The organism is Pedobacter sp. 01N416 (assembly GCF_056399685.1).
In genome coordinates this window covers 1-22722 of the sequence record NZ_JBFTRT010000127.1, presented here as the reverse complement: position 1 = coordinate 22722, position 22722 = coordinate 1, and the positions used below count along the sequence as shown (strand labels likewise).

The 22722-nt window shown below is 37.7% G+C and carries 23 protein-coding genes and 1 pseudogene; 8 read left to right on the top strand and 16 right to left on the bottom strand.

Annotated elements, in window-relative coordinates; genetic code table 11:
• The coding region (locus AC1DND_RS09150; protein ID WP_477580981.1) for a glutamate-5-semialdehyde dehydrogenase at window positions 1-1246 on the bottom strand (1246 nt) is incomplete at its 3' end.
• 113 nt (window positions 1247-1359) lie between these two features.
• Window positions 1360-2439 (bottom strand): glutamate 5-kinase, encoded by a 1080-nt coding sequence (proB, locus tag AC1DND_RS09145; RefSeq protein ID WP_477580979.1) that lies wholly within the window; start codon window positions 2437-2439, stop codon window positions 1360-1362.
• Between the two features lie 353 nt (window positions 2440-2792).
• Here proB and AC1DND_RS09140 point away from each other — a divergent pair, with 353 nt between their 5' ends.
• The 4 genes from AC1DND_RS09140 to def all read left to right on the top strand — a co-directional run bounded on the left by AC1DND_RS09140 (window position 2793) and on the right by def (window position 7443).
• Window positions 2793-4943, top strand: a complete 2151-nt coding sequence (locus tag AC1DND_RS09140; protein ID WP_477580977.1) for a S9 family peptidase — start codon at window positions 2793-2795, stop codon at window positions 4941-4943.
• A 181-nt stretch (window positions 4944-5124) separates the two neighbouring features.
• Window positions 5125-5478, top strand: a complete 354-nt coding sequence (locus tag AC1DND_RS09135; RefSeq protein WP_477580976.1) for a hypothetical protein — start codon at window positions 5125-5127, stop codon at window positions 5476-5478.
• Between the two features lie 26 nt (window positions 5479-5504).
• Window positions 5505-6737, top strand: coding sequence for a M16 family metallopeptidase (locus tag AC1DND_RS09130; RefSeq protein ID WP_477580974.1), 1233 nt, complete (start codon window positions 5505-5507; stop codon window positions 6735-6737).
• A gap of 145 nt (window positions 6738-6882) precedes the next feature.
• A complete protein-coding gene (gene def, locus AC1DND_RS09125) occupies window positions 6883-7443 on the top strand; it encodes a peptide deformylase (RefSeq protein ID WP_477580973.1) in 561 nt (186 codons plus the stop codon).
• Window positions 7444-7677: 234 nt separating this feature from the next.
• Here the strand turns inward: def and AC1DND_RS09120 are convergent, their stop codons facing one another.
• Genes AC1DND_RS09120 through AC1DND_RS09110 form a run of 3 tightly spaced genes read right to left on the bottom strand, consistent with a single transcriptional unit; the run spans window position 7678 to window position 9723 of the window.
• Window positions 7678-8313: a peptidase associated/transthyretin-like domain-containing protein gene (locus tag AC1DND_RS09120; protein ID WP_215165279.1), complete on the bottom strand. Its 636-nt coding sequence runs from the start codon at window positions 8311-8313 to the stop codon at window positions 7678-7680.
• Window positions 8314-8366: 53 nt separating this feature from the next.
• On the bottom strand, window positions 8367-8612 hold the full coding sequence (locus AC1DND_RS09115) for a NifU family protein (protein WP_029274884.1): 246 nt from the start codon (window positions 8610-8612) through the stop codon (window positions 8367-8369).
• A gap of 34 nt (window positions 8613-8646) precedes the next feature.
• Window positions 8647-9723 (bottom strand): Mrp/NBP35 family ATP-binding protein, encoded by a 1077-nt coding sequence (locus AC1DND_RS09110; RefSeq protein WP_477580970.1) that lies wholly within the window; start codon window positions 9721-9723, stop codon window positions 8647-8649.
• A 289-nt stretch (window positions 9724-10012) separates the two neighbouring features.
• Here AC1DND_RS09110 and AC1DND_RS09105 point away from each other — a divergent pair, with 289 nt between their 5' ends.
• The 3 genes from AC1DND_RS09105 (at window position 10013) to AC1DND_RS09095 (ending at window position 13123) form a co-directional block, all read left to right on the top strand.
• Window positions 10013-11659 carry a biosynthetic peptidoglycan transglycosylase gene (locus AC1DND_RS09105; RefSeq protein WP_477580968.1) on the top strand — a complete coding sequence of 549 codons (1647 nt, stop codon included), beginning with the start codon at window positions 10013-10015 and terminating at the stop codon, window positions 11657-11659.
• A gap of 206 nt (window positions 11660-11865) precedes the next feature.
• Window positions 11866-12408, top strand: a complete 543-nt coding sequence (hpt, locus tag AC1DND_RS09100) for a hypoxanthine phosphoribosyltransferase (protein ID WP_477580966.1) — start codon at window positions 11866-11868, stop codon at window positions 12406-12408.
• A 55-nt stretch (window positions 12409-12463) separates the two neighbouring features.
• Window positions 12464-13123, top strand: coding sequence for a phosphatidylserine decarboxylase family protein (locus AC1DND_RS09095; protein WP_215165271.1), 660 nt, complete (start codon window positions 12464-12466; stop codon window positions 13121-13123).
• 260 nt (window positions 13124-13383) lie between these two features.
• Here AC1DND_RS09095 and AC1DND_RS09090 read toward each other — a convergent pair whose 3' ends face one another.
• From AC1DND_RS09090 to AC1DND_RS09040, 11 genes and pseudogenes are all read right to left on the bottom strand, one after another.
• Window positions 13384-14442, bottom strand: a complete 1059-nt coding sequence (locus AC1DND_RS09090; protein WP_477580963.1) for a mechanosensitive ion channel family protein — start codon at window positions 14440-14442, stop codon at window positions 13384-13386.
• Between the two features lie 161 nt (window positions 14443-14603).
• A pseudogene (locus AC1DND_RS09085) lies at window positions 14604-14759 on the bottom strand (50S ribosomal protein L19); the annotation flags it as partial.
• 231 nt (window positions 14760-14990) lie between these two features.
• The gene (locus tag AC1DND_RS09080; RefSeq protein WP_477580961.1) at window positions 14991-15479 is read right to left on the bottom strand and encodes a hypothetical protein; all 489 of its coding nucleotides are present in this window, start codon (window positions 15477-15479) and stop codon (window positions 14991-14993) included.
• A 39-nt stretch (window positions 15480-15518) separates the two neighbouring features.
• Window positions 15519-15992: a hypothetical protein gene (locus tag AC1DND_RS09075; protein ID WP_477580959.1), complete on the bottom strand. Its 474-nt coding sequence runs from the start codon at window positions 15990-15992 to the stop codon at window positions 15519-15521.
• Between the two features lie 12 nt (window positions 15993-16004).
• Window positions 16005-16853, bottom strand: coding sequence for a WG repeat-containing protein (locus tag AC1DND_RS09070; RefSeq protein ID WP_477580958.1), 849 nt, complete (start codon window positions 16851-16853; stop codon window positions 16005-16007).
• A gap of 119 nt (window positions 16854-16972) precedes the next feature.
• Entirely contained in the window at window positions 16973-18754 is a 1782-nt protein-coding gene (locus AC1DND_RS09065; protein ID WP_477580956.1) for a sensor histidine kinase, read from the bottom strand.
• Entirely contained in the window at window positions 18732-19367 is a 636-nt protein-coding gene (locus AC1DND_RS09060) for a response regulator (protein WP_215165259.1), read from the bottom strand. Before AC1DND_RS09060 ends, AC1DND_RS09065 begins: the two co-directional genes overlap by 23 nt.
• 64 nt (window positions 19368-19431) lie before the next feature.
• Window positions 19432-20106 carry a tRNA (guanosine(37)-N1)-methyltransferase TrmD gene (gene trmD, locus AC1DND_RS09055; RefSeq protein ID WP_477580954.1) on the bottom strand — a complete coding sequence of 225 codons (675 nt, stop codon included), beginning with the start codon at window positions 20104-20106 and terminating at the stop codon, window positions 19432-19434.
• A gap of 102 nt (window positions 20107-20208) precedes the next feature.
• The gene (locus AC1DND_RS09050; protein ID WP_477580953.1) at window positions 20209-20643 is read right to left on the bottom strand and encodes a hypothetical protein; all 435 of its coding nucleotides are present in this window, start codon (window positions 20641-20643) and stop codon (window positions 20209-20211) included.
• Between the two features lie 288 nt (window positions 20644-20931).
• On the bottom strand, window positions 20932-21459 hold the full coding sequence (gene rimM, locus AC1DND_RS09045; protein WP_477580951.1) for a ribosome maturation factor RimM: 528 nt from the start codon (window positions 21457-21459) through the stop codon (window positions 20932-20934).
• A gap of 140 nt (window positions 21460-21599) precedes the next feature.
• On the bottom strand, window positions 21600-22172 hold the full coding sequence (locus AC1DND_RS09040; protein WP_029274896.1) for a 30S ribosomal protein S16: 573 nt from the start codon (window positions 22170-22172) through the stop codon (window positions 21600-21602).
• A gap of 143 nt (window positions 22173-22315) precedes the next feature.
• Between AC1DND_RS09040 and AC1DND_RS09035 the strand changes: the two genes are divergently transcribed.
• The coding region (locus tag AC1DND_RS09035) for a 5' nucleotidase, NT5C type (RefSeq protein ID WP_477580948.1) at window positions 22316-22722 on the top strand (407 nt) is incomplete at its 3' end.

Here is a 22722-nt window from a genome sequence, read left to right as displayed (position 1 = left end):
ACTTTCTCACTTGTCCGTCACCTCTTACCACCCACTTATAACTGGTTAATTCTTCCAGCCCCATTGGTCCGCGGGCATGGAGTTTTTGTGTGCTGATACCAATTTCAGCGCCAAGGCCAAACTGTGCACCATCCGTAAATCCGGTAGAGGCATTGGCATAAACCGCAGCGGCATCTACTTCGTTTAAAAATTGGGCAATATTAGCGGCATCTTCAGAAATAATGGCTTCGCTATGTTTAGAGCTATAATCGGCAATGTGGTTCAAAGCTTCAGCTAAATCAGCCACTACTTTAACAGCTAGCTTTAAAGATAAGAACTCTGTACCAAAATGTTCAGGTTTAGCCTGATTTAACAATTGCTCAGGATAAGAAGCTTTTAATAGCTCAAAACTTTTTTCATCAGCATATAACTCAACATCGCCATCAGCTAGGGGAGATAAAAGCGCAGCCAAATCATTAAGCCGATTTTGATTAACTAATACACAGTCAAGCGAATTACAAACACTTACCCTTCTGGTTTTTGCATTAAAAATAATTGCTTTGCCTTTCTCTAGATCGCCCGTCTCGTCAAAATAAGTATGTACAATCCCAGCTCCGGTTTCAATAACGGGGATTTTACTGTTTTCGCGAACGTAATTAATTAACGATTGACTTCCTCTTGGAATCAGCACATCTACAAAACCTCTTGCATTCAATAAAGCTTCGGTTGCAGCTCTTTCGGCTGGCAATAGGGTTAAAACATTTCGATTGATTTTATGCTTATCCAAAACCTCGTGTATCACCTTTGCAATAGCCAGATTCGAAAATTCAGCATCACTGCCTCCTTTAAGCACAGCAACGTTTCCGGTTTTAAAACAGAGTGAAAATACATCAGCAGTAACATTTGGGCGCGCTTCGTAAATCACACCTACAACACCTAAAGGCACACTAACTTTTTGTATATGAAGCTGATTTTCCAGCGTTTTATCTGAGAGAATTTTACCCAACGGACTGCTTAAGCCAGCAACATTTTTAAGATCATTCGCAATGTCAGCAATACGTGCTGCACTCAACTTCAGTCTGTCGTATTTTGGATCTTCGATGGGCATTTTTGCCAAATCTTTTACATTTTCAGCAAGAATTAATTCAGTATTGGCCACTAAAGCCGCAGCCAGATCTGTTAGAACTGCATCTGTTGTTTCTTTGCTCAGGCTAACCAAGGTACGACTTGCCTGCCTTACTTTTTCGAAGTATTGTTTGTAATCCATTTTGTCCTTTTTCTACCACAGAGGCCACCGAGTTTTACACAGAGGAAAAAGAGAGAATTTGCTTAACTCTGTGTCTCTCCGTGATTTTCTCTGTGCCCTTTGTGGTTAAACCTTTAAATAGCCGAGTAAAAATAATCGTAATGTACCAGCGCTTTTTGTTTCTTCTGTCCGATACGTTCTCTGGCTTTATCTGATCCATATTCTGCTATCCCGAGCCCTATGAGATTGTTTTTTTCGTCAATAATTTTAATAATATCGCCTTTTAAAAAGTCTGTTTGTATTTCGATAATCCCTACGGGCAACAAACTGGTGGCTTTACCAGAGGTTAATACTGTTTTTGCGCCATCGTTTAATTTCACAATGCCCGTAGCAGCAGTTTCAGAATGGGCAATCCATTTTTTCTTGCCCGATTTACTTTTTTCGGGAACAAAGCGTGTGTGCACCAGTTCATTGTTTAGTAAAGAAGTGAGCACATCATCTTGCGTTCCGTTGGCAATATGGACTGTTATGCCTAATTTTGCTACTTTTTGCGCCATGGTCGATTTAGTAATCATTCCACCACGGCCAAATTGCGATTTACCCGTTTGGATAAAAGAGGCCAAATTAGCAACCGAACCATTAATTTCCTCAATAACAGCCGATCCTTCCATTTTCGGATCGCCGTTGTAGATGCCGTTTACATTCGACAGGATGATCAAGGCATCGGCATTTAACATCGAAGCAATTAATCCAGCCAGTTCATCATTATCGGTAAACATCAATTCAGTAACCGAAACTACATCGTTTTCATTCACCACAGGGATTACTTCATTTTGAAGCAAAATCTGTAAGCAGTTCTTCATGTTTAAATAATGTGCCCGGTCGCGGAAATCTTCTTTGGTAACCAAAACCTGTGCACATTGAATTTCATGTGCTGCAAAAAAATTAGCGTAGGTATTGATCAGTTTAACCTGACCAATGGCTGCTAACAGTTGGCGGGTAGTTACGGCGTCTTGTTTTTCAGATACCTTGATCAAACTTCTGCCTGATGCTACCGCACCCGAAGAAACCAAAATAACCTCAATACCAAGTTTTTTTATATCGGCCAGTTGATTCACAAGATGTTTAATCCTTGCTTCATCAGGCAAACCATTCGCCTGTGTAATTACATTCGAACCAACTTTAACAACTATTTTTTTGTACCCTAATTTCATTATTATTTTCAAGCAATTTGATGTGGCAATTTACCATCAATTTTTCTAATTCAGATGATTATCTATGGGCATAATGGTTTTTTACAAAAATGGTAATTAGTTTGGGGTTGGGAGTTTGGCGTTTGGAGTCGATTAACCGATTTAAACAATTAACCTCCATGCCACTAACCAATCACAAATGAACTATTTTATAAGTCCGAAGTTTGGTGACGGAGGTCAGAAGTACCGCTTGCTTATTACAAGTTAACCGATTTAAACAATTAACCAGTTAACCGCCACGCTACCAATGAACAAATGACCAATGAACTATTGAACTAAATTATTAAATTGCATTCACCCTAACTCAAACCACTATGAAACGTATCTTACCAGGCATAATATTGCTCAGTGCAATTACGGCTTGTAACAACCCTCAAAAGAAAGAAATGAAAGCAATTAAATGGCCCGATGCCAAGGCCCCTATAGCAGAGATTATTCCGCATAAAAGAACAATACATGGCGATACCGTGGTAGATAACTACTATTGGATGATCGATTATTTTAAAAAAGGGCCTGATAGTACAAAAGTTGTCAATTATTTAAAAGCTGAAAATACTTACCTCAACACGATGATGAAAAGTACAGATCAATTTCAGGCTGATCTGTTTAAAGAAATGAAAGGGAGGATTAAAGAAAAAGACGAATCTGTTCCTGTTTTCAAGAATGGATATTTCTATTACACCAGAACCGAAGACGGACAGCAATATTTTAAGTATTGTCGTAAAAAAGGGAGCTTATCGGCCGCTGAGGAAATACTGTTAGATGTAGATAATCTGGCAAAAGGCCATGCCTATTACAGCGCAACCGGATTTAGTGTTAGTCCCGACAATAAACTTTTAGCTTTTGGAGTAGATCAGGTTTCGCGCCGCCAATATACCATCAATGTTAAAAATTTAGAAACCGGCGAAATGTTAAAGGATGCCATTACCAATACCGAAGGTGGGGTAGCATGGGCAAATGATAATAAAACACTTTTCTATACTTCGAAAAACCCCATTACACTATTAAGCGAAAAAATTAAAAAACACACACTTGGCACCGATGCTAAAACAGATACTGTCGTTTATGATGAAAAAGACAACAGCAACTATATTGGCGTAATGAAATCGAAAAATGGCCGTTTTATTTTTATTGCGTCGCAGGGAACATTAACTACCGAATATAGAATGATTGATGCCGATCATCCAGAGGCAGCGTTTAAAGTATTTTCGCCACGCTCAAAAGATGTTTTATACGATATTTTAACCGTAGATGATAAGTTTTACATCGTAACCAACTGGAATGCCAAAAACTTCCGTTTGATGCAATGCCCTCTGGATAAAACAGAAAAAGAAAACTGGAAAGAGGTTATTCCAAACCGCAAAGATGTTTTACTCGAATATGGAGAAGAATTTAAAGACCATCTGGTATTATCAGAACGTAAAAATGGCTTAACCGAGCTACGCGTACTGAAGAAGGATGGTAGCGATTATTATATCAAGTTTGATGAACCTGTTTACGCTGCCGGTGTTGGCGCAAATCCAGAATATAACAGCAAAACACTGCGTTATTCGTACACCTCTTTAACCACACCAAACTCAGTTTACGATTACGACCTCGAGAAAAAGGATAAAAAACTAATGAAACAGCAGGAAGTTGTTGGTGGTTACGATCCTAAAGATTATGCAACGGAACGAGTTTTCGCGACAGCAAAAGATGGCACAAAAATCCCAATTGCTTTGGTTTACAAAAAAGGCTTTGAAAAGAATGGACATGCACCATTGCTGCTTTACGCTTATGGATCCTATGGATCGAGTACAGATGCAAACTTCTCTTCGCCAAGATTAAGTCTATTAAACCGTGGCTTTGTTTTCGCCATTGCCAACATCCGTGGTGGACAGGAAATGGGACGCCAATGGTACGAAGACGGTAAATTGATGAAAAAGAAAAATACCTTTACCGATTTCATTGCAGCGGGCGAGTACCTGGTTGATCAGAAATATACATCAAAAGGCCATTTGTATGCACATGGAGGTAGCGCAGGTGGTTTATTGATGGGCGCTGTGGCTAATATGGCTCCCGATTTATGGAACGGTATTATTGCTGATGTTCCTTTTGTAGATGTAATTAACACCATGTTGGATGAAAGCATTCCATTAACCACCAATGAGTTTGACGAGTGGGGAAATCCTAAACAAAAAGCAGCTTACGATTATATGAAAAGCTATTCTCCATATGAAAATGTAGAGAAAAAGGCCTATCCGAACATGTTGGTTACTACAGGCCTACACGATAGCCAGGTGCAGTATTTCGAACCAGCTAAATGGGTAGCCAAATTAAGGGCAACTAAAACTGATAAGAACGTATTATTGCTTAAAACCAATATGGAATTTGGCCATGGCGGCGCATCAGGCCGTTTCGATTATTTAAAAGATGTTTCGTTACGCTGGGCGTTTCTATTCTCGTTGGAGGGGATAACGAAATAATTTTTTACTCGGTTCGTCATTCCCAATCAAGTTGGGAATGACGAACATCCTTTTTAAAATTTAAATCAAGCTACATCCCACAATGAACACTAAACTAAAAACACTCCAAATTATCCACCTTGCTTTATGCGCTGGCGTTTTCCTCTTTGCACTAGTAACCATCTTTCTCAATCGCGAAATCATGTTTTTTGATGCCAACCCTAAAACCACTTCGCCTTTTAACCCAATATTTCCAATTATGGGCTTGATCACCATCTCGGCGAGCATCTTTTTTTACAGAAACTTAATGGCAAAAATCGACAAAAAAGCTCCTGCCGATACGAAGATTAACATGTATCAAAGTGCGTTTATCATTAGTTCAGCAATGCTGGAAGGGGGTGCTCTTTTCAATATTGTTGGTTTTTTTATGACACATAATTCATTCTTTTTGATATTTGGTGCAGCTAATTTTATTTTTTTGATACTCAAAAGGCCTACCAAGAATAAATTGATTTCCGCTTTACAATTGCAATACCCAGATACAGAGGCTTTGTAAGCAATTAGCCTTATCTTTGCCCCCCAATGGAATACAATGTTCACACTTTGCCAAACGGCATACGCTTACTGCATGTGCCCTCGGCCTCTGCCATATCTCACGCATGCATCATCGTCAACACAGGATCGCGCGATGAGCCTGAAAACAAAGCGGGTTTAGCACACTTTATTGAGCATTTGATTTTTAAGCGTACCGAAAAACGGAGCACCAACCAGATATTAAATCGTTTGGAGAGTGTTGGGGCAGATCTAAATGCCTATACTACAAAAGAATACACCTGCGTGCACGCCTCTTTTTTAAATCCATATTTAGATAGAACATTAGATCTTTTCAACGATATTCTGTTCCACTCAACCTTTCCTGAAGAGGAAATGGATAAAGAAAAAAGTGTAATCCTGGATGAAATCTCTTCTTATTTAGATCAACCGGAAGAGGCCATAAACGATGATTTTGAAGATATGCTTTTCGCTGGGCATGCACTGGGCAATAACATTTTGGGCACAACCGAATCCGTTCAGCATTTTACCAGGGAGGATGTAATCAATTTCATAAAGGCCAATTACCGCACAAACGAAATTGTGGTAGCCGTTTTAGGCAATTACACCCTAAATAGTGTTGTAAATAAAGGGAGTAAACATTTTGCTGATGTTGAAGAGAATAATCCAAACAAAGAAAGGGTTAAGCCAGGTATAATCGCACAAAACAATACAACTATCTACAAGCCGATTATGCAGGCACACTGTATTTTAGGCAGGCAGGCATATTCTACGCACCAATTGCAAAAGGTGCCTTTAATGCTGTTGAATAATTACTTTGGCGGCAATGGAATGAGTTCGGTATTAAATCTACAGATCAGAGAAAAACATGGGATTGCCTATACCATTGAGTCCAATTTTTCTCCATTAAGCGATACAGGTATTTTTTCCATTTATTTTGGAACAGATAAAGAAAAGCAGGCCAAAGCACTCTCTTTAATCTTTAAGGAGATCAAAAAGCTCAGAGAACATCCTTTAAATGAATTGCAGTTACAAAAAGCCAAAAACAAATTTATCGGACAGATTGCTTTGGGTGAAGAAAACAGGATCGGTTTAATCATTTCGATGGCCAAAAGCCTGATCGACCATAACAAAATCGATTCTCTGGAAACTGTTTTTGAGAAAATAAATGCCGTTACCACCAAGCAAATGGCAGAAGTTACGGATGAAATTTTAAATATCGAGCAACTGAATATCTTTACTTTCTGCCCAATAGAGGAATAATTCTTATTTTTGTAAGTCAAAATCTTTCGTTTTGTCATCCTGAGCCTGTCGAAGGACTTAACTAGGGGTCTTCGACAGGCTCAGACTGACAGCATTTTGCACTAATTAACAAACTCAGATTGAGATCTGAAAAAAATATAATACAATGAAATTACCAATAGTAGCTTACGGTGATCCTGTTTTAAAAAAGGTAGGAACCGATATCGATAAAGATTATCCAGGATTAAAACAATTAATCAGCGACATGTTCGACACCATGTATTATGCAAATGGTGTAGGCTTAGCTGCCCCTCAAATTGGTTTGCCTATCCGTTTGTTTATTGTTGATACAGGTGAAGATGAAGATGGCACACCGGGCTACAAAAAGGTATTTATCAATGCCGAAATTTTGGAAGAAACGGGAGAGGCCTGGAGTTTTAACGAAGGCTGCTTAAGTATTCCTGATATCCGTGAAAACATTATGCGCAAGCCGAATGTCAAAATTACCTATTTTGATGAAAACTGGGTAGAACATACTGAAGATGTAGACGGAATGCCTGCACGCGTAATCCAACATGAATATGATCATATTGAAGGAAAATTATTTACAGACAAAGTAAGTGTTCTTCGCRAAACCATGCTTAAAAGCAAACTGGATGCGATTTCGAAAGGAAATATCAAAACAGATTACAAAATGAAGTTTCCGAATAAGAGTAAGAAAAGATAAGTTTTGATGTAAGATATCAGAGGGAAAATGGAAACGTTTTCCCTTTTTTGTTTTAAGGTCTACAGTATTAATTACTCTCGGTCGTCATCCTGAATTTATTTCAGGATCTTTATAGCCGCATAAAACCTGAAATAAATTCAGGATGACTGCTAACTAAAATAAATAAGATAATGATTAAATAGCGTTTGGTCTTCTGCATCCCAAGACTAAGGACTCCGAACTTAAGACTCCAGACTAATTCGTCCTACTCTTATCCCCATCAAAAATCTGCTGCATCAGCTTACCCCAGGCGAAAGGATTAAGTAGGGGATTGGTTTGTACCATGTTTTTATTGATCATCCTATCAAAATTATACCGATAGTTTTGGCTGCCTATTTCCTGTCCGTCACGTGGCAAGGTTTGAATTAAACCATCAATTGAGGAGCGCGAAAGGTTCTTTTTGGCTATGGCCATATCATCATCCGCCAGTTTCATTGATAAAAACTCGCGGGTAAATTCTTCTGTTGTTGCCCATGGAAAAACACGCACCGATGGTAAATCGATCACATTAGCCTTCAATTTAACCATAATGGTGTATTTGCTATCAGGTGTGCCTTCAGGAATTACAGTAGAAAACTTCTTATAACCAATGGCCGTAAACAAGATGGTATCACCAGGATTAACAATGAAGGTAAAATATCCTCTATAATCAGCACCAACCCTTTTACTCTTTGCAGAAAGATTGGTGATGGTAACATAAGGAATCACATTTGAGCTATCGATATCGGTAATAATCCCTGAAAATTGGATAAGTTTATCCTGTGCCGGCTTTTGTTGTGCAAAAGCGGTAACAGAAAAAATAAGGCAAATTAGGGCAACACAATATCTCATTAAGACAAAAGTAATTTTATTAATAAAACTTCCTTGTTAAATAGTGTTAAAGCTTAATCTTGCTCGGCCATGTTAACGGCAACTACCGAAGTGATCTGAGGAACAGCTTTCATAATGGCTTGTTCGATACCAGATTTCATAGTCATGAAACTCATCGGGCAAGAACCGCAGTTGCCTAAAAGCTTAAGCTTTACTGTTCCTTCAGATGTAATTTCTTCAACAGAAACATCACCTCCATCAGCCTTTAAATACGGCCTGATAGTTTCCAATGCCTGTTCTACTTGTTCTGTTAAATTCATTATATATATTTTAATTTATAAAAATAGTAATTTTTTAGCAATTCACCATTTGCGCATTGTTGATGGATATCTGTTGAGCAATTTTACTTGCAATATCTCCAAATATAACATCAAGCAGAGGGTTCTGGTTTAGTGCTACCGGTTTCCCTTTATCTCCAGCTTCCGAAATGCTTTGTATGATCGGAATTTCGCCTRAAAATGGCACATCAAAACGTGCGGCAAGTTCGGTACCGCCACCTTTTCCGAAGATATAATATTTATTCTCCGGCAATTCTGCTGGTGTAAAATACGACATGTTTTCAATAACGCCTAAAATTGGGATATTAATTCCCGGCATTCTGAACATAGCCAAACCTTTGTGCGTATCGGCCAAAGCAACCTGTTGAGGTGTCGTAACCACAACCGCTCCCGAAATTGGGAAACTCTGCGTAATGGTGATGTGGATATCGCCCGTTCCCGGCGGAAGATCTACGATCAGATAATCCAGTTCCCCCCAGTTGGTATCGTTAAACAATTGTTTTACTGCGTTTGATGCCATTGGTCCGCGCCATGGCACTGGTTGCCCCGGATCTGCAAAAAAGCCCAACGATAATAATTTAATCCCGTATTTTTCGATCGGCAAAATTTTGGTTTTACCATCGGCTGTTTCTTCAGCGCCTGGCTTCGCATCAACCAGATCGAACATGGTGGGTACCGATGGCCCATAAATATCGGCATCGATAAGGCCAACTTTGGCACCATCTTTAGCCAATACAACTGCCAGGTTACTTGCTACGGTAGATTTACCAACGCCTCCTTTTCCAGATGAAACCAAAATGATATTTTTGATGTTATCTAACGATGATGAATTGCTTGGTTGGGTAACCCTCGAAGTTACATTGATGATTACCTCTGCCGTTGGCGATACAAAATGCTTGATGGCATTTGTACAGGCGTTTTTCAGCATTTCTTTCATCGGGCATGCCGGCGTAGTAAGCTCCAATGTAAAATTGACCTGGTTATCTGTTATCTGTAAATCTTTAATCATGTTTAAAGTAACCAGATCTTTTTTAAGATCGGGATCTTCAACATTTTTAAGCGCATCTAAAACTTGTTGCGGGCTAATCTGCATGGTATTAATTTAAATTCAAAATTAACAAAACATAGCCACAAATACTTTTATTTAGGCTTTTTAACTGTAATTTTAACACGAAATAAACATTTAATTGTTACGTTTAAGCAATTAACCATTTTAACGACTATATGCGAATACCAAAAATTAAGATCCCCAAAAAATATTTAAAAATCGGAGCCTGGATTTTAGGTGTTTTTTTAGTTGTTTGTATTGCATTGGGTGCGGTAGCCTATAGCAAAAGGGAAGCACTTCTTAAAAAAATGGTTTATACAAAATCCCTGACGATATGGATGTGAAGAACATGATCTTTAAATTAAATGACCACGATACAGCCAAGTTGACTTTTGCAACAACGGCTACAATTGATGGCGGCGATTTAAAATCAACCATTGATGTAAACAATAACGAATCTACCTGGCATGTAAACGGTTATGTAAACCCAGGCAGCAAAGAATTGAGCTTTACCGCTTATGCTGATGGAAAAAAACTGGAATTACCTTACTTAAACAATAAGCTACACGCAAAAATCAGTTTTGATACCTTACAAACCGAGCTTAAAAATGCAAAATACAGCGGCGACGATTATAAAATTTCTGGCTCCTGGTCGGTAAAAAACATGCTGATTAATCAGCCACGCATTGCTTCGAACGACATCATTGTACAAAGTGCAAAACTGGATGCCGATATTTTAGTTGGGCCTAATTTCATTGCCTTAGACAGCACCTCAACAGCATACCTAAAAAATGCACAGATCCATCCTTTTGTTAAATATACTTTAGGAAAGAACAAAATATATGAGTTAAAGCTAAATGCCGAAGAACAGGATGCACAAGGGGTTTTAGATGCTTTTCCACAAGGCCTGTTCGAATCGCTGGAAGGATTAAAAGTACAGGGCAAGGTGAAATATAACCTAAATTTTTATTTAGACACTAAAGTACCAGACAGCGTGCGCTTTAGCTCTACCTTAACACCCGTTGATTTCAAAATTGTACAATGGGGTAAAACCAATCTGCAAAAAATCAACAGCCCATTTGTTTATACCCCTTATGAGTATGGCAAACCAATGCGCGATATTACCATAGGCCCATCAAACCCAAATTTTACACCTTTATCGTCAATTTCGAAAAACTTTATCAATGCAGTTTTAACAGCAGAAGATCCGTCATTTTTTACGCACAACGGCTTTGTTGAAGAATCGATCCGTAAATCAATCGCCGTAAACTTTAAAGAAAAGAAATTTAAACGCGGTGGCAGTACCATCAGTATGCAGCTGGTTAAAAATGTTTATTTAAGCCGTCAAAAAACCTTGGCCCGTAAAGCCGAGGAGATATTAATTGTTTGGCTTATTGAGCATAACCACCTGGTAAGCAAACAACGGATGCTCGAAGTGTATTTCAACATTATGGAACTAGGCCAGAATATTTATGGAATAGGTGAGGCTTCGCGCTATTATTTTGGAAAACAACCTGCTGATTTAACCATCGGTGATGGATTGTTCCTGGCGAGTATTGTTCCTAAACCAAAGGCATCGATGTATAAATTCATGGCTGATGGTAGCTTGAAACCTTACATGTTCAACTATTTTAGGTTTATGGGAAATATTATGGCAAGAAGGGGTTTAGTGCCGAGCGATACTTCTGGGTATGGTTTCTATAACGTACGTTTAAGAGAGGGGCTCCGCCAGTATTTAGCCCCTGACACGGCTGTTATTGATACTACAGCATTTGATGATGATGGAGACGGCTTACCGGTTGTAATTGTACACGACAAAAATAAAAGCTTCTTCGAACGCCTTTTTGGTGGCGGATCTAAAAAAGATACCTCAAGTAAACAGATAACCACGCCAGCCGATACCACTAAAACCAAAAAACAATTAAGGCAGGAGCGTAGGGAAGAACGAAGACGGCAAAAGGAATTGGAAAAGACTCAGTAGTAATCAGTTTGCAGTTGCCAGTCGGCAGTTACCAGTGAGCCAAATGATTAAACAATTAACCAAAATTAGTTTGGGGTTTAGAGATGATTAGCAGATTTAAACAATTAACCATGACCGAGTTTGCAATTGGTAGTTTACAGTTCTTAGTTAAAACCCACGATTAACCGATTCATACAATTAAACAACAATAACCTTTCAACAGTAACATGCACAAAATAAAAGTAGAGGATAAAGCGTTCGAGATATTTTTAGAGAACGATACCTTAAACAAACGGATCCGTTTACTGGGCATCCAGATCAATGTTGATTACGAGGCCAAATGCCCGCTATTTATTGGTGTATTAAATGGTAGTTTTTTGTTTATGGCCGATCTAATCAAGGAAATAAACGTACCCTGCGAAGTTGCTTTTATGCGTGTGGCCTCATACGAAGGTACAGCAAGTTCGGGAAATGTAAAAGAATTAATCGGACTGCCTGATAACATCGAAGGCAGAGATATAATCATTGTGGAAGATATTGTTGATACAGGCTTAACCTTAATGCATATTTTAAAAACGATAAAAGAAAAAAATCCTGCTTCAATTAAAGTAGCTTCTCTTTTGCTTAAACCAAGTGCTTTAAAATATGAAATTGAAGAATTGGAATACGTTGGTTTTGAAATACCTAACGAATTTGTTGTGGGTTACGGATTAGATTATAATGGTCTTGGTAGAAACCTGACTGATATTTACAGAGCAACCGAGGCATAATTTTTAGATTGTATTAATTTATTTTTCGCACCTTTGCCCAATAATTTCTAAAACAATGACCATACATAAAGAAGGCTACACTACCATTGCCTTAAGCATATTGTTTATCTTCGTAATCAATGCGGTAGTTGATTATAAATATCACGATATAACCTGGTTGCGCTGGTTCATTTATATCTTTTCAGCTGCATTATTTATTATTGTACTACAGTTTTTCCGAAACCCGAGCCGCAGCTTTTCTTCGGGCGAAAACCTGGTTATCTGCCCGGCAGATGGCAAAGTAGTGGTAATTGAAGAAACAGAAGAAGGAGAATATTTTAAAGATAAACGTTTACAGGTTTCGATTTTTATGTCGCCAATAAATGTTCACATTAACCGTAATCCAATTTCTGGAGTGGTAAAGTTCTTCAAATATCATCCAGGAAAATACCTTGCTGCGTGGAATCCAAAATCATCAACGGAGAATGAACGTACTACAACTGTTGTAGAGCATAAAAATGGCACCCCTGTATTGTTCCGTCAAATTGCTGGTGCTTTAGCCCGCAGAATTGTATGGTATGTTAAAGAAGGCGATCAGGTAGTACAGGCTGAGCAATTTGGTTTCATCAAATTCGGCTCGAGGGTTGATGTGTTTTTACCCATAGGCACAAAAGTGAACGTAGAACTTAACCAGGTTGTAAAAGGCGGCATCACTACACTAGCTACTTTAAGCTAAAAGAACAATACAATTTATAATAAAAGCCGATTTAGTTTATACTAAGTCGGCTTCTTTGTTCATTTACAAATATTTTGGTGTTGATTTATATCCCTTTAAGATATTCTATATATATTTTAATTTAGTCGTCACCCTGAATACATTTCAGGGTCTATTCTGCAGGAAAAGATGCTGACCACGTAGTAGCTACAAGGCAATTGAAAATACTATTTCTACTTGTAAAATAAATTCAGCATGACGATCATCGGGTACGTAATCACTTAATCCATAGTATCATTACCTACCTCGTCATTATTACCTGCCGGAGCTGGCCTGTCGCTGATTAATCGTTGTGTAGGGTAGGCAAAATCCGACTTATTACGGATAACGATATCCATAATTTCAAGGTTGATCTCTTGTCTGATTTTAAGGAATTCGGCATAATTTAGCACGGTTACAAAATAGTTAACCTCTACATTTAAACCCGAATCGCCGAAGCTCTTAAAGGAAGCATTTCCATCATCACTGGTACCTTGATGATTATTGATGTAACTTTCTATCTCGGTAATAATTTTTCTAAGTGACTCCGAATTGGTTTCGTAAGTAAGCCCGATAATAAAAGAGACCTTGCGCGAATTCCTGAGCGAAAGGTTTTCTAAAACACCATCAATCATACCCCTATTAGGTATGGTAGCCATCGTTTTTTCAGAAGTTCTGATCCTTGTGCTCCTAAAACCTACTTTTTCAACCGTTCCTTCCACACCGTCAACCTTTACCAGATCGCCAACGGTAAAAGGTTTATCTAAAAAAATGGTGAATGAACCTATTAGGTTTTCTAAGCTCTCTTTAGCAGCCAAAGCAATGGCAATACCACCGATACCCAATCCTGTAATCAGCGTTAATACATTAACCTCGAAAACAAAACCCAGAAGAGTAAAAAAACCGATAAAGATTACGATCGTTTTAAACAGCTCTTTTAAAAAGGGCACCAGTTGATCGTCGGCCTTATTATCTGTAAGCGAAGCTTTATAAAGAAGCACATGGCTAATGAAGTCGATTATCCTTAAAATAATCCAAAAAATAGACAAGATGATCCCGAACAAAAATATCCGGTCAATACAATCGCCAATTGTTACAGGTATTAACTCTTTAACCTTGCCAATTAATTTGCTGTAATGGAATACAGCCACCTCTAACGGATGTTTTAACTGGTTGATGGATAGATAAAGTGTGGTTAACAGAATAAAAACCTCTATCGGTTTAAGTAAAAGCCCAACGAACGCTTCATCGTGAGATTGATTAGAGAAGTTTCTAAAGAGCTTAAACAGCAGTTTACTCAAAAGTTTTGATACAATCCTTTTAAACATTAAGCCTAAAAAAAGTATCCCTCCAAAAAGGAAATAGGCTTTTACGGTGTTACCCCAAAAAACTTGGTCGAAAAAAGCAGAATCTAACATTTAACAAAGGTACAAACAAAAAAACCTCCACGAAATTAATCGTGACTGTTACGTTGTATTACAACACCTTGGTAAATTTGGATACGTTCCTTATTACCTTCGCGAATTTTATAGTGTACGCTCACTGTATCGCCAGACTTGAACGCAGGAAAATCTTTTTTCGCGATGGCCTGCTCTTCAACAAATTTTACTAAATCCATGATTTTAAGCTATTAAATCGATATTTCATCCCGTGAAAATCGGATTGCAATATTAGGGATTTTTTTTGAGAAAAAAAAACCTATTTTAATTTTTTCCACATTCTTTATGAATTCCACATTCGATTGTGTTAAATGCTTCTATTCCAAAAGATCAGGAGAGCACTTATTCCCTAATATATGGCGAATTTAGTGTTTAATATCCTGAGGTAAAATATTTACCTATTGATGGTATCAAGTGTGAATAATACAATTAGGCAAGGTTTCCTCCGCTTTTATTATCTTTTCTAAAATGGTATCCTGACTTTCTTCCATCCCTTCGTCTTGAGGCGATATATACAGTTCTTTAAGGTTTTTTAAATCTTTTAAAACCGTTATATCTTCTAAGCGAATTTTAGTCCTCCAGATATCGAGGTATTCCAGATCGGTCAGTTTGTTCAGATAAGGCAAACACGCTTTAGTAATATTTTCATGCTTCATCAGGGTTAAATCTTTAAGTTGCCTAACATTGCTGATCAATTTCACCCCTTCATCGGTCACTCTCGTTTCTTTTAAATAAATACTCCCCATAACCGAAACTTTTGCAAAAAGCATGGCTAAATACTCATCATCAACCATCGAATCGATACTGGCAAAACCAGGCAGTTCTGTAGGGATATTTTTAGCTTCGGTAATATGTCCAAAATGCCACCAGAACTGTTTTTCTGCGCCTTTGAGTTTCATTTTTATTAATTAAGCAGGCCAGGGTTTTAACGACCAGTCCTAATACACGCCATAGCCTAAAACGCCAATTTTTTCCTTTTCATCGGCATAGGTAACAAAATTGTACTTCGTTCCGGATTTGCTCCAGATATTTTTATTAACCGGCTGCCCATCTATAGATTGTTTAACAACTTTAGCTGTATATCCTTTATTTTTTAGCTCCATATCGATAAATGCCACATTAATCGCACCTGAAAAAATGCAAACTATAGTCGAAATTTTACCACTTTTCGCGTAAGACACCTCCATCATGTCAAATTTGGAGTCGAAGGCCAATATTTCTTTAACATCACCTTCCCCTTCTTCAACGTCTCCTTTTTCAAAACCTTTATCCTTCATAAAGGAGTTGATGTTTTGCCTTGTGGTTTTATAAAAAATATCGTTAATAAGGGCTAATTTTTTGTTCTCGTAAGTCTCCTGACCAAAGGCAAAAAAGCCATAAAGCAAAAAAAACAATACTGTTAATTTTTTCATGTCTATGTTTATTTATCGTGTAATTTCTTTACCTGTTTTATCCATCGCTCCCCATCTGCCGTTTAATCTAAACCTGGCCACTCCATTCTCAAAGCTACCAACCGCATCGTATTTAATCGGTATAACTTCTTCGCCTGTTCTGTTTATAAAGCCCTCTCTTCCATTAAGTCCAACTTTAGCTAAACCATCCTCAAAATCAGCAATGAACCTATACTTGAAAGGGATGATTTCTTTTCCGTTTTGATCAATGGCGCCATAGAGTTTATTCTTTTCAACAGGAGCAACCCCATCATTAAAATCTTTTGCATAGTCGTATTTAAACTTTGTAAATTCTTTGCCCGTTTTATCGATAAAACCCCATTTGTTTTTTAGTTTCACACTTGCATAACCATTTTTAAAGTTATTTCCGTCTTCGTACTTTAAAGGAGTGATTTCTCTGCCCGTAACATCAATAAAACCATATTTCTCGTCTAGTCTCACCTTGGCAATACCTTCATAAAAATCAAAGGCAACATCGTATTTTAGAGCGGTGATTTCCTTACCCTTTTTATCGATATAACCCGATTTCTTATTTAGCTCAACCTGTGCAAAACCATCTTTAAAGTAAATGGCATCATCATATTTGAATGGGATAACTACCTTTCCTGTTTCATCTATAAATCCATATTTCCCATCTAGTTTAACCGCAATTAATCCCTCGTGGAAGCTGTATCCGGTCTTTTCGTATTTAAAAGGGATCACTTCTTTTCCCGCCTTGTCTACAAATCCGTATTTTCCACTTTCGTTCTTTTTTGGACTTAAGTCTTGTGCATAACCCGTAATAGCCAGCACACTTAGTACTGCCGTAAGTAATTGTTTCATTTCCATTAATTTAAAGGGTGTATTGCTTTTATTAAGCTAAAGTATGCTAAAGATACCCGGGCAGAAATACCCAATAAAGGGTATATTTACATATACAGAATTAATGAAAAAGTTAAAGACTAGCGATTGGATGGGATGTTGATCTGAATAATAGTGCCTTCGTTTCTAACACTACTGATTTCGAAATTACCTTTGTAGTAATTTACTCTCTTTTCGATGTTTTCGAGCCCAAAGCCCCTGCTTGTTTTCTGCAGATCGAAGCCGAGCCCATCATCCGTAAATTGAAAATGGTAATTTTTGGGATATTTATAAAGTTCGATGGTGATTAACTCAGCGCTACCATGCTTAATGGCATTGTTTATAACTTCCAGTGCGATAAGATATAAATCGTAAATCCATTTTTCATCAATTTTATCAGGAAAATCGTAACAGAAAAGCTCAATTTTCGCGTCCGTCAAACCTGCGTTCAGACTTGAGATCTGGCTTTGTAAACTAGATATCAAAGCGCCTTCATCAAGTGCTTTCGGCAGAATTTTATGAGAGATCTCTCTGATATCCTCAGCCAGTTCGTTAATTGTTTGCTTGGCAAGCTCGGCATTCTTCATGTCAAAAAGATGAATAATATGCGCAATCTTGCTCCCTACATTATCATGAATAATGTTAGCGATGTTTCTCCGCTCACGTAGCTGAACCTCACTAATGGCCCTCAATGAGCTTTCTTTTTCGAAAATAACCTGTTGCATCAGCTCGTTGTTCTTCAAAAAAATATCGATGTAATTTCTTGATAAAACGTAGCCGAACAAAAACACTTCATAAAGACCGATAAACAACATCCAATTATCGCTCAGTGATTTTGGAATAATTTCAAAGGTCTTTAAAATTAAGCACCCACCCCATACAAACTGCGGAGCAAAGGCAAGAAGCGCATAAATAGCCTGGGTTTTTTCAATTTTTAGATGCGTTAATGCCGCCCAGAAAAGTACGACGATAGAAGCCAGGAATATGATGTAGCCTAACACAAAAAAGTAACGAAATTCAAAACCCTTATAAAACACCAATAAGGAAATAGAGATTAAAATCAACAAAAAGTTTATGCCACCAAGCACTATGATTAACTTATGCTTAACGGGCTGGTTTTCTTTTAACTTTAAAAAATATCCAAGAAAAATACTCAGGGCAATATACCAAAGTGCTCCAGTGTAAACCCGGCCCTCGCTAAAAAACCTAAACTCGGGAAATAAAACGTGCTTGGCGAAATTGGTTGTAATTGCTGTGTAAAACACCGTTAATATAGAATAGCCAATGTAATATCCGTATAACTTGTTTTTAGTCATGAAAAACAATATCCCATTGATCATGAGCAGCAAAAACACCATACCGATAAAAAAAGATGTCAATGCTGTTTTTTGAGATGATTTGCTTTCTAAATAAGCTTGATCTTCCAAACTATAAGAAAAATCTAAAAAGGAAGTCTCTTTTTTAACCCGTACCCAAAGTAATTTTTCTTCCCCTGGTTGCAGATTAAGCTCAAATGCCAGGGTTTCAATAAACGGACTCTGGCCAACCGTTCTATCGCCAATGGTTTTAATTAATCTACCATCATAAAGGCTAAGGCTATCGATATGGTTGTTGTTAAAACACAACCATGTTTTAGTACTTTGTGAAGTGTTTATATTTTTCACAATAAATCTGCACCATACCGCCGCATCTTTGTTGTAGCCGATATTAACCTTGCTATTCTGCTTAAACGGATGAAATTTTTGTTGTTGGAGTATCCCGCTCGTCCACGATGAATTTTGGTCTACAGCGTAGCTGGATATTACAGATATTGATTTGTTTGTGATTTGTGCACAAGAGAGTAGCGGGAATAGCAGAAAGCTAATCAAGTAGATTATTCTCATGAGCAAACTTAATGAGCGAACTGCTGTTATTGATTTCCAACTTCCGGTGGATGTTCTTCCGATGGGTTGTTACGGTTGTTATGCTGATAAATAGGACTTCAGCAATTTCCTTACTGGTTAATCCTTTGATAATTAATTTAATAATCTCTTTTTCCTGTCTGGATATCCGGAATTTATTGACAATTGAACCATCAATGGCACTATACACACTCTCGCCTTTTTTATAACTCTTATTGGTATAAAACGTTGTGTCTTTATTTGATTCGATAATACTGATAAGCTCTTCGGCAGGTGTTTCCTTTTTCAGGAAAGCATTCACACCTAGTTTCTTTGCTTTTTGAATCAGAAAATCTTCGTAATAAGCAGTGAGAACAATTATTTTGGTGTTTTTTAGTTGGGATCTGAGTTCTTCGATCAATACAAATCCATCAAAGTGGTTAATATTTAAATCACAGATGAAAACATCAGCAATGTTATGCATTAAATGGTTTCGGCAAGAATGTACATCGCTGAATTTAAAAATGCCGTAGTTCTTCCCGGTATTTTTAAGCAATTCGGAAATGCCGTTTAAAAAAAGTAAATGGTCATCACAAATAACGATCTGTTTGGGCATATTATCAGGAACTAGAAGCGTTTCTCCTAAAATAGAATTTACCTTTATAATTTACAAGGAAATTTTATTCTAAAAGGTCAGGACGGCGGATTTTAGTTCGCTCCAATGCTTGTTCATGCCTCCATTCGTTCACCTTAGCTTCATGACCGCTTAATAAAACATCGGGCACTTTATGTCCACGCCAGTCTGCCGGGCGGGTATAAACAGGAGCATCAAGCAGTTCTCCCTGAAAACTATCAGATAGGGCAGAAGTTTCATCATTTAAAACACCCGGGATTAAACGCACAACAGCATCTACCACAATCGCTGCAGGAAGCTCGCCACCGCTTAAAACATAATCACCAACTGATATCTCCCTGGTAACAAAGATATCGCGTATACGCTGATCTATGCCTTTGTAGTGTCCACACAAAATAATGATATTCTTTTTAATAGATAATTCATTGGCCGTGCTCTGGTTTAAAGTAACACCATCGGGACTCATGAAAATAATTTCATCATATTCTCTTTCTGACTGAAGCTTTTCGATACAGGCCGCAAAAGGCTCAATACTCATTACCATACCGCTCCCTCCGCCATATTGGTAATCATCAACACTTTTCTGTTTGTTGGTTGCATAATCCCTCAGGTTATGCACAACAATTTCGGCTATGCCTTTTTTTTGTGCACGTTGCAAAATAGAATGAGCAAACGGACTTTCTAATAAAGCGGGTAAAACTGTTATAATATCGAAACGCATGGTGCAAAGGTAAGCCTTTAGTCTGAAGTCTATAGCCTGAAGGAGAATTTTGCTATACTCAGTATCAATTTTGGCTCTTATAGAAATTCATTGTGGTAAATATTAATCCAGCGTATTAACCTTTATCAGATCGCTCGCCCATTGCAACGGCTTTCTACCGTTCCGTCCGTCAACAACACCGCTTACTTTCATTGTTTTTTTGTCATTACTTAAGGTGTAATAGTTTGCATATTGCCTGCCTTTAAGATCGTAAGTAGCATCGGCCCTTGCATCCGAAATATTTAGCACATACATGTTGTTTGACAAAATTTTAAATGTACCGCTATGCGTGATGATCTGTACACCACCTTCATTGGCGATATTGTAAAAACTTCCATCCGCTTTAAAAACAATCTTACTTCCTGGGTTAGTAGTATCGTTCCAGATGCCAACAAATGGTTTGATTTCTTTTAAATTAGCCTGTTGTACGGTTTTACAAGAAAAGATGGTTAGCGCTGTAAGGAAAATTACTGCAATTTTTGATATTCTTTTGAGCATGTTAATTTTGGTTAGTATGAGATCCAAATTAACAATTTTTTCTTAAAAAACATTATCTGTTAATCGCCCTCCTCCAGTTCAAATATTTCCTCAACAGGCTTATCAAAAACCCGGGCCATTTTTAGCGCCAATACGGTTAAAGGAACACACTTCCTGATTCGATCGTACTGATTGTCCGCCTGGAAACCTGAATTAAGTATTTTAATATATCTAGAATATTTTATTAAAAGATTGCTTTTTTTACAAAACAGGCTTAGCAATAGTAAAACACGTAAATGTTTTTGATTTTTAGTTTTCCAGATAAATATCTAGTAAACCCTCTGGCAGATCGAGGTTTAATGTTTTTTCATCCTCGTCGTATTCTACAATAAAATCTTCATTTAACGGGAACAGGATTTCGGTTTCTTTATATATCACTGTAGCCACAAATTGTTGCGGATATTCGTTTACTTCCAAAATCTCGCCCAATTCGCCCAAGGTTTCATCTATTGCTAAATAGCCTTTAAAATCGGTATAGAAAAATTCTCCTTCTTCGCGTTCGGGCATTTGCGATAGGGGCAGGTATAATTTCTTTTTTAATAGCGGCTGCACTTTATCAATATGATCAGCATCATCAAAGTTAAAATAGCCTGTTTTATTGGCCTGCAGTTTTGCCGAAGCCACAAAATAGGGAACAAGCTTACCATTCATATCGGCAAATACCACATCAAATTCGAGCTGTTCGTACTCGTCAAATTCGAAAAATACCTGAACTTCTCCCTTTAAACCCCTCGTTTTAGTAACGTAACCAATATAAAATGCTTCTTCGTGTTTCATATAATTGTATTTGTCATCCTGAGGCACGAAGGATCTGCTAATGATGGGACAGATCCTTCGTGCCTCAGGATGACATTTTTAGTTAAAAAAATAGCGTTCCGAAATTCGGAACGCTATTTTATGAGACAAAATAATTAAAATTATTCTGCTCCTTCTTCTTTAGTAGCTTCTGCTGCAGGAGCCTCTTCAGTTGCTTCAGCTTCAACAGCTGGTGCTTCTTCAGTAACCTCTTCTTCAACAACTTCTTCTGCAACTGGTGCATTTTTAGCTGCGATAGCTGCTGCTTTATCTTCTTTTTTCTTAGCTTCTGCTGCTAATGCCGCTTTACGCGCATCCGCTTTAGAAGTAGCTAAACCTTCTGATTTACCAGAAATTTTACCTGCTTTAGCATCTAACCAAGCTGCAAATTTTTCATCTGCCTGTTCTTGAGTTAAAGCTCCTTTTTTAACACCACCTTCTAAGTGTTTTTTGTACAAAACACCTTTGTAAGAAAGGATGGCACGAGCAGTATCAGTTGGTTGTGCACCACTGTTAACCCAAGCTAAAGTTTTTTCGAAGTTAATTTCGATGGTTGCAGGATTGGTGTTTGGGTTGTAAGAACCTAAACGCTCAATAAATTTACCATCACGTGGAGAGCGAGAATCTGCTACCACAACGTGGAAAAAAGGTTTTCCTTTTTTACCGAATCTTTGCAATCTGATTTTAGTTGCCATTTCTTTTTGTATTTATGTATTCAACATAGTTCCCGGAGCTTCATGCTGCGGGGCTGCAAAGATAACTAAAATACTGTAAATTAAAAACATAGTTTAATTTCTTTGTTTTCAGGATATTTGCGCCGAAATATTTGCAGGTACAAATGGAAAGAATTGCGATTGATATGGACGAGGTAATTGCCGATGCCCTTGGAAAATTTATTAAACTATATAACCGGGATTTTAACGTTCCTTTAGATTTAAAAATTGATGCCGGAAACGAAATCTATCACCATGTCCCGCAAGAGATTAACCAGAAATGGTTCGAATATATAAATGAACCTGGTTTTTTCCGAGATCTTGAAGTTATCGAAGATAGTCAACGCGTAATTAAGGCCTTACAAGAGAAATATGATGTTTATATTGTTTCGGCGGCGATGGAGTTCCGAAATTCATTGATTGATAAGTACGATTGGATGACCGAGCATTTTCCTTTCATCGACTGGCAGCACATTATGTTCTGCGGAAATAAAATTGTGAATGTTGATATTATAATTGACGACCGCACTAA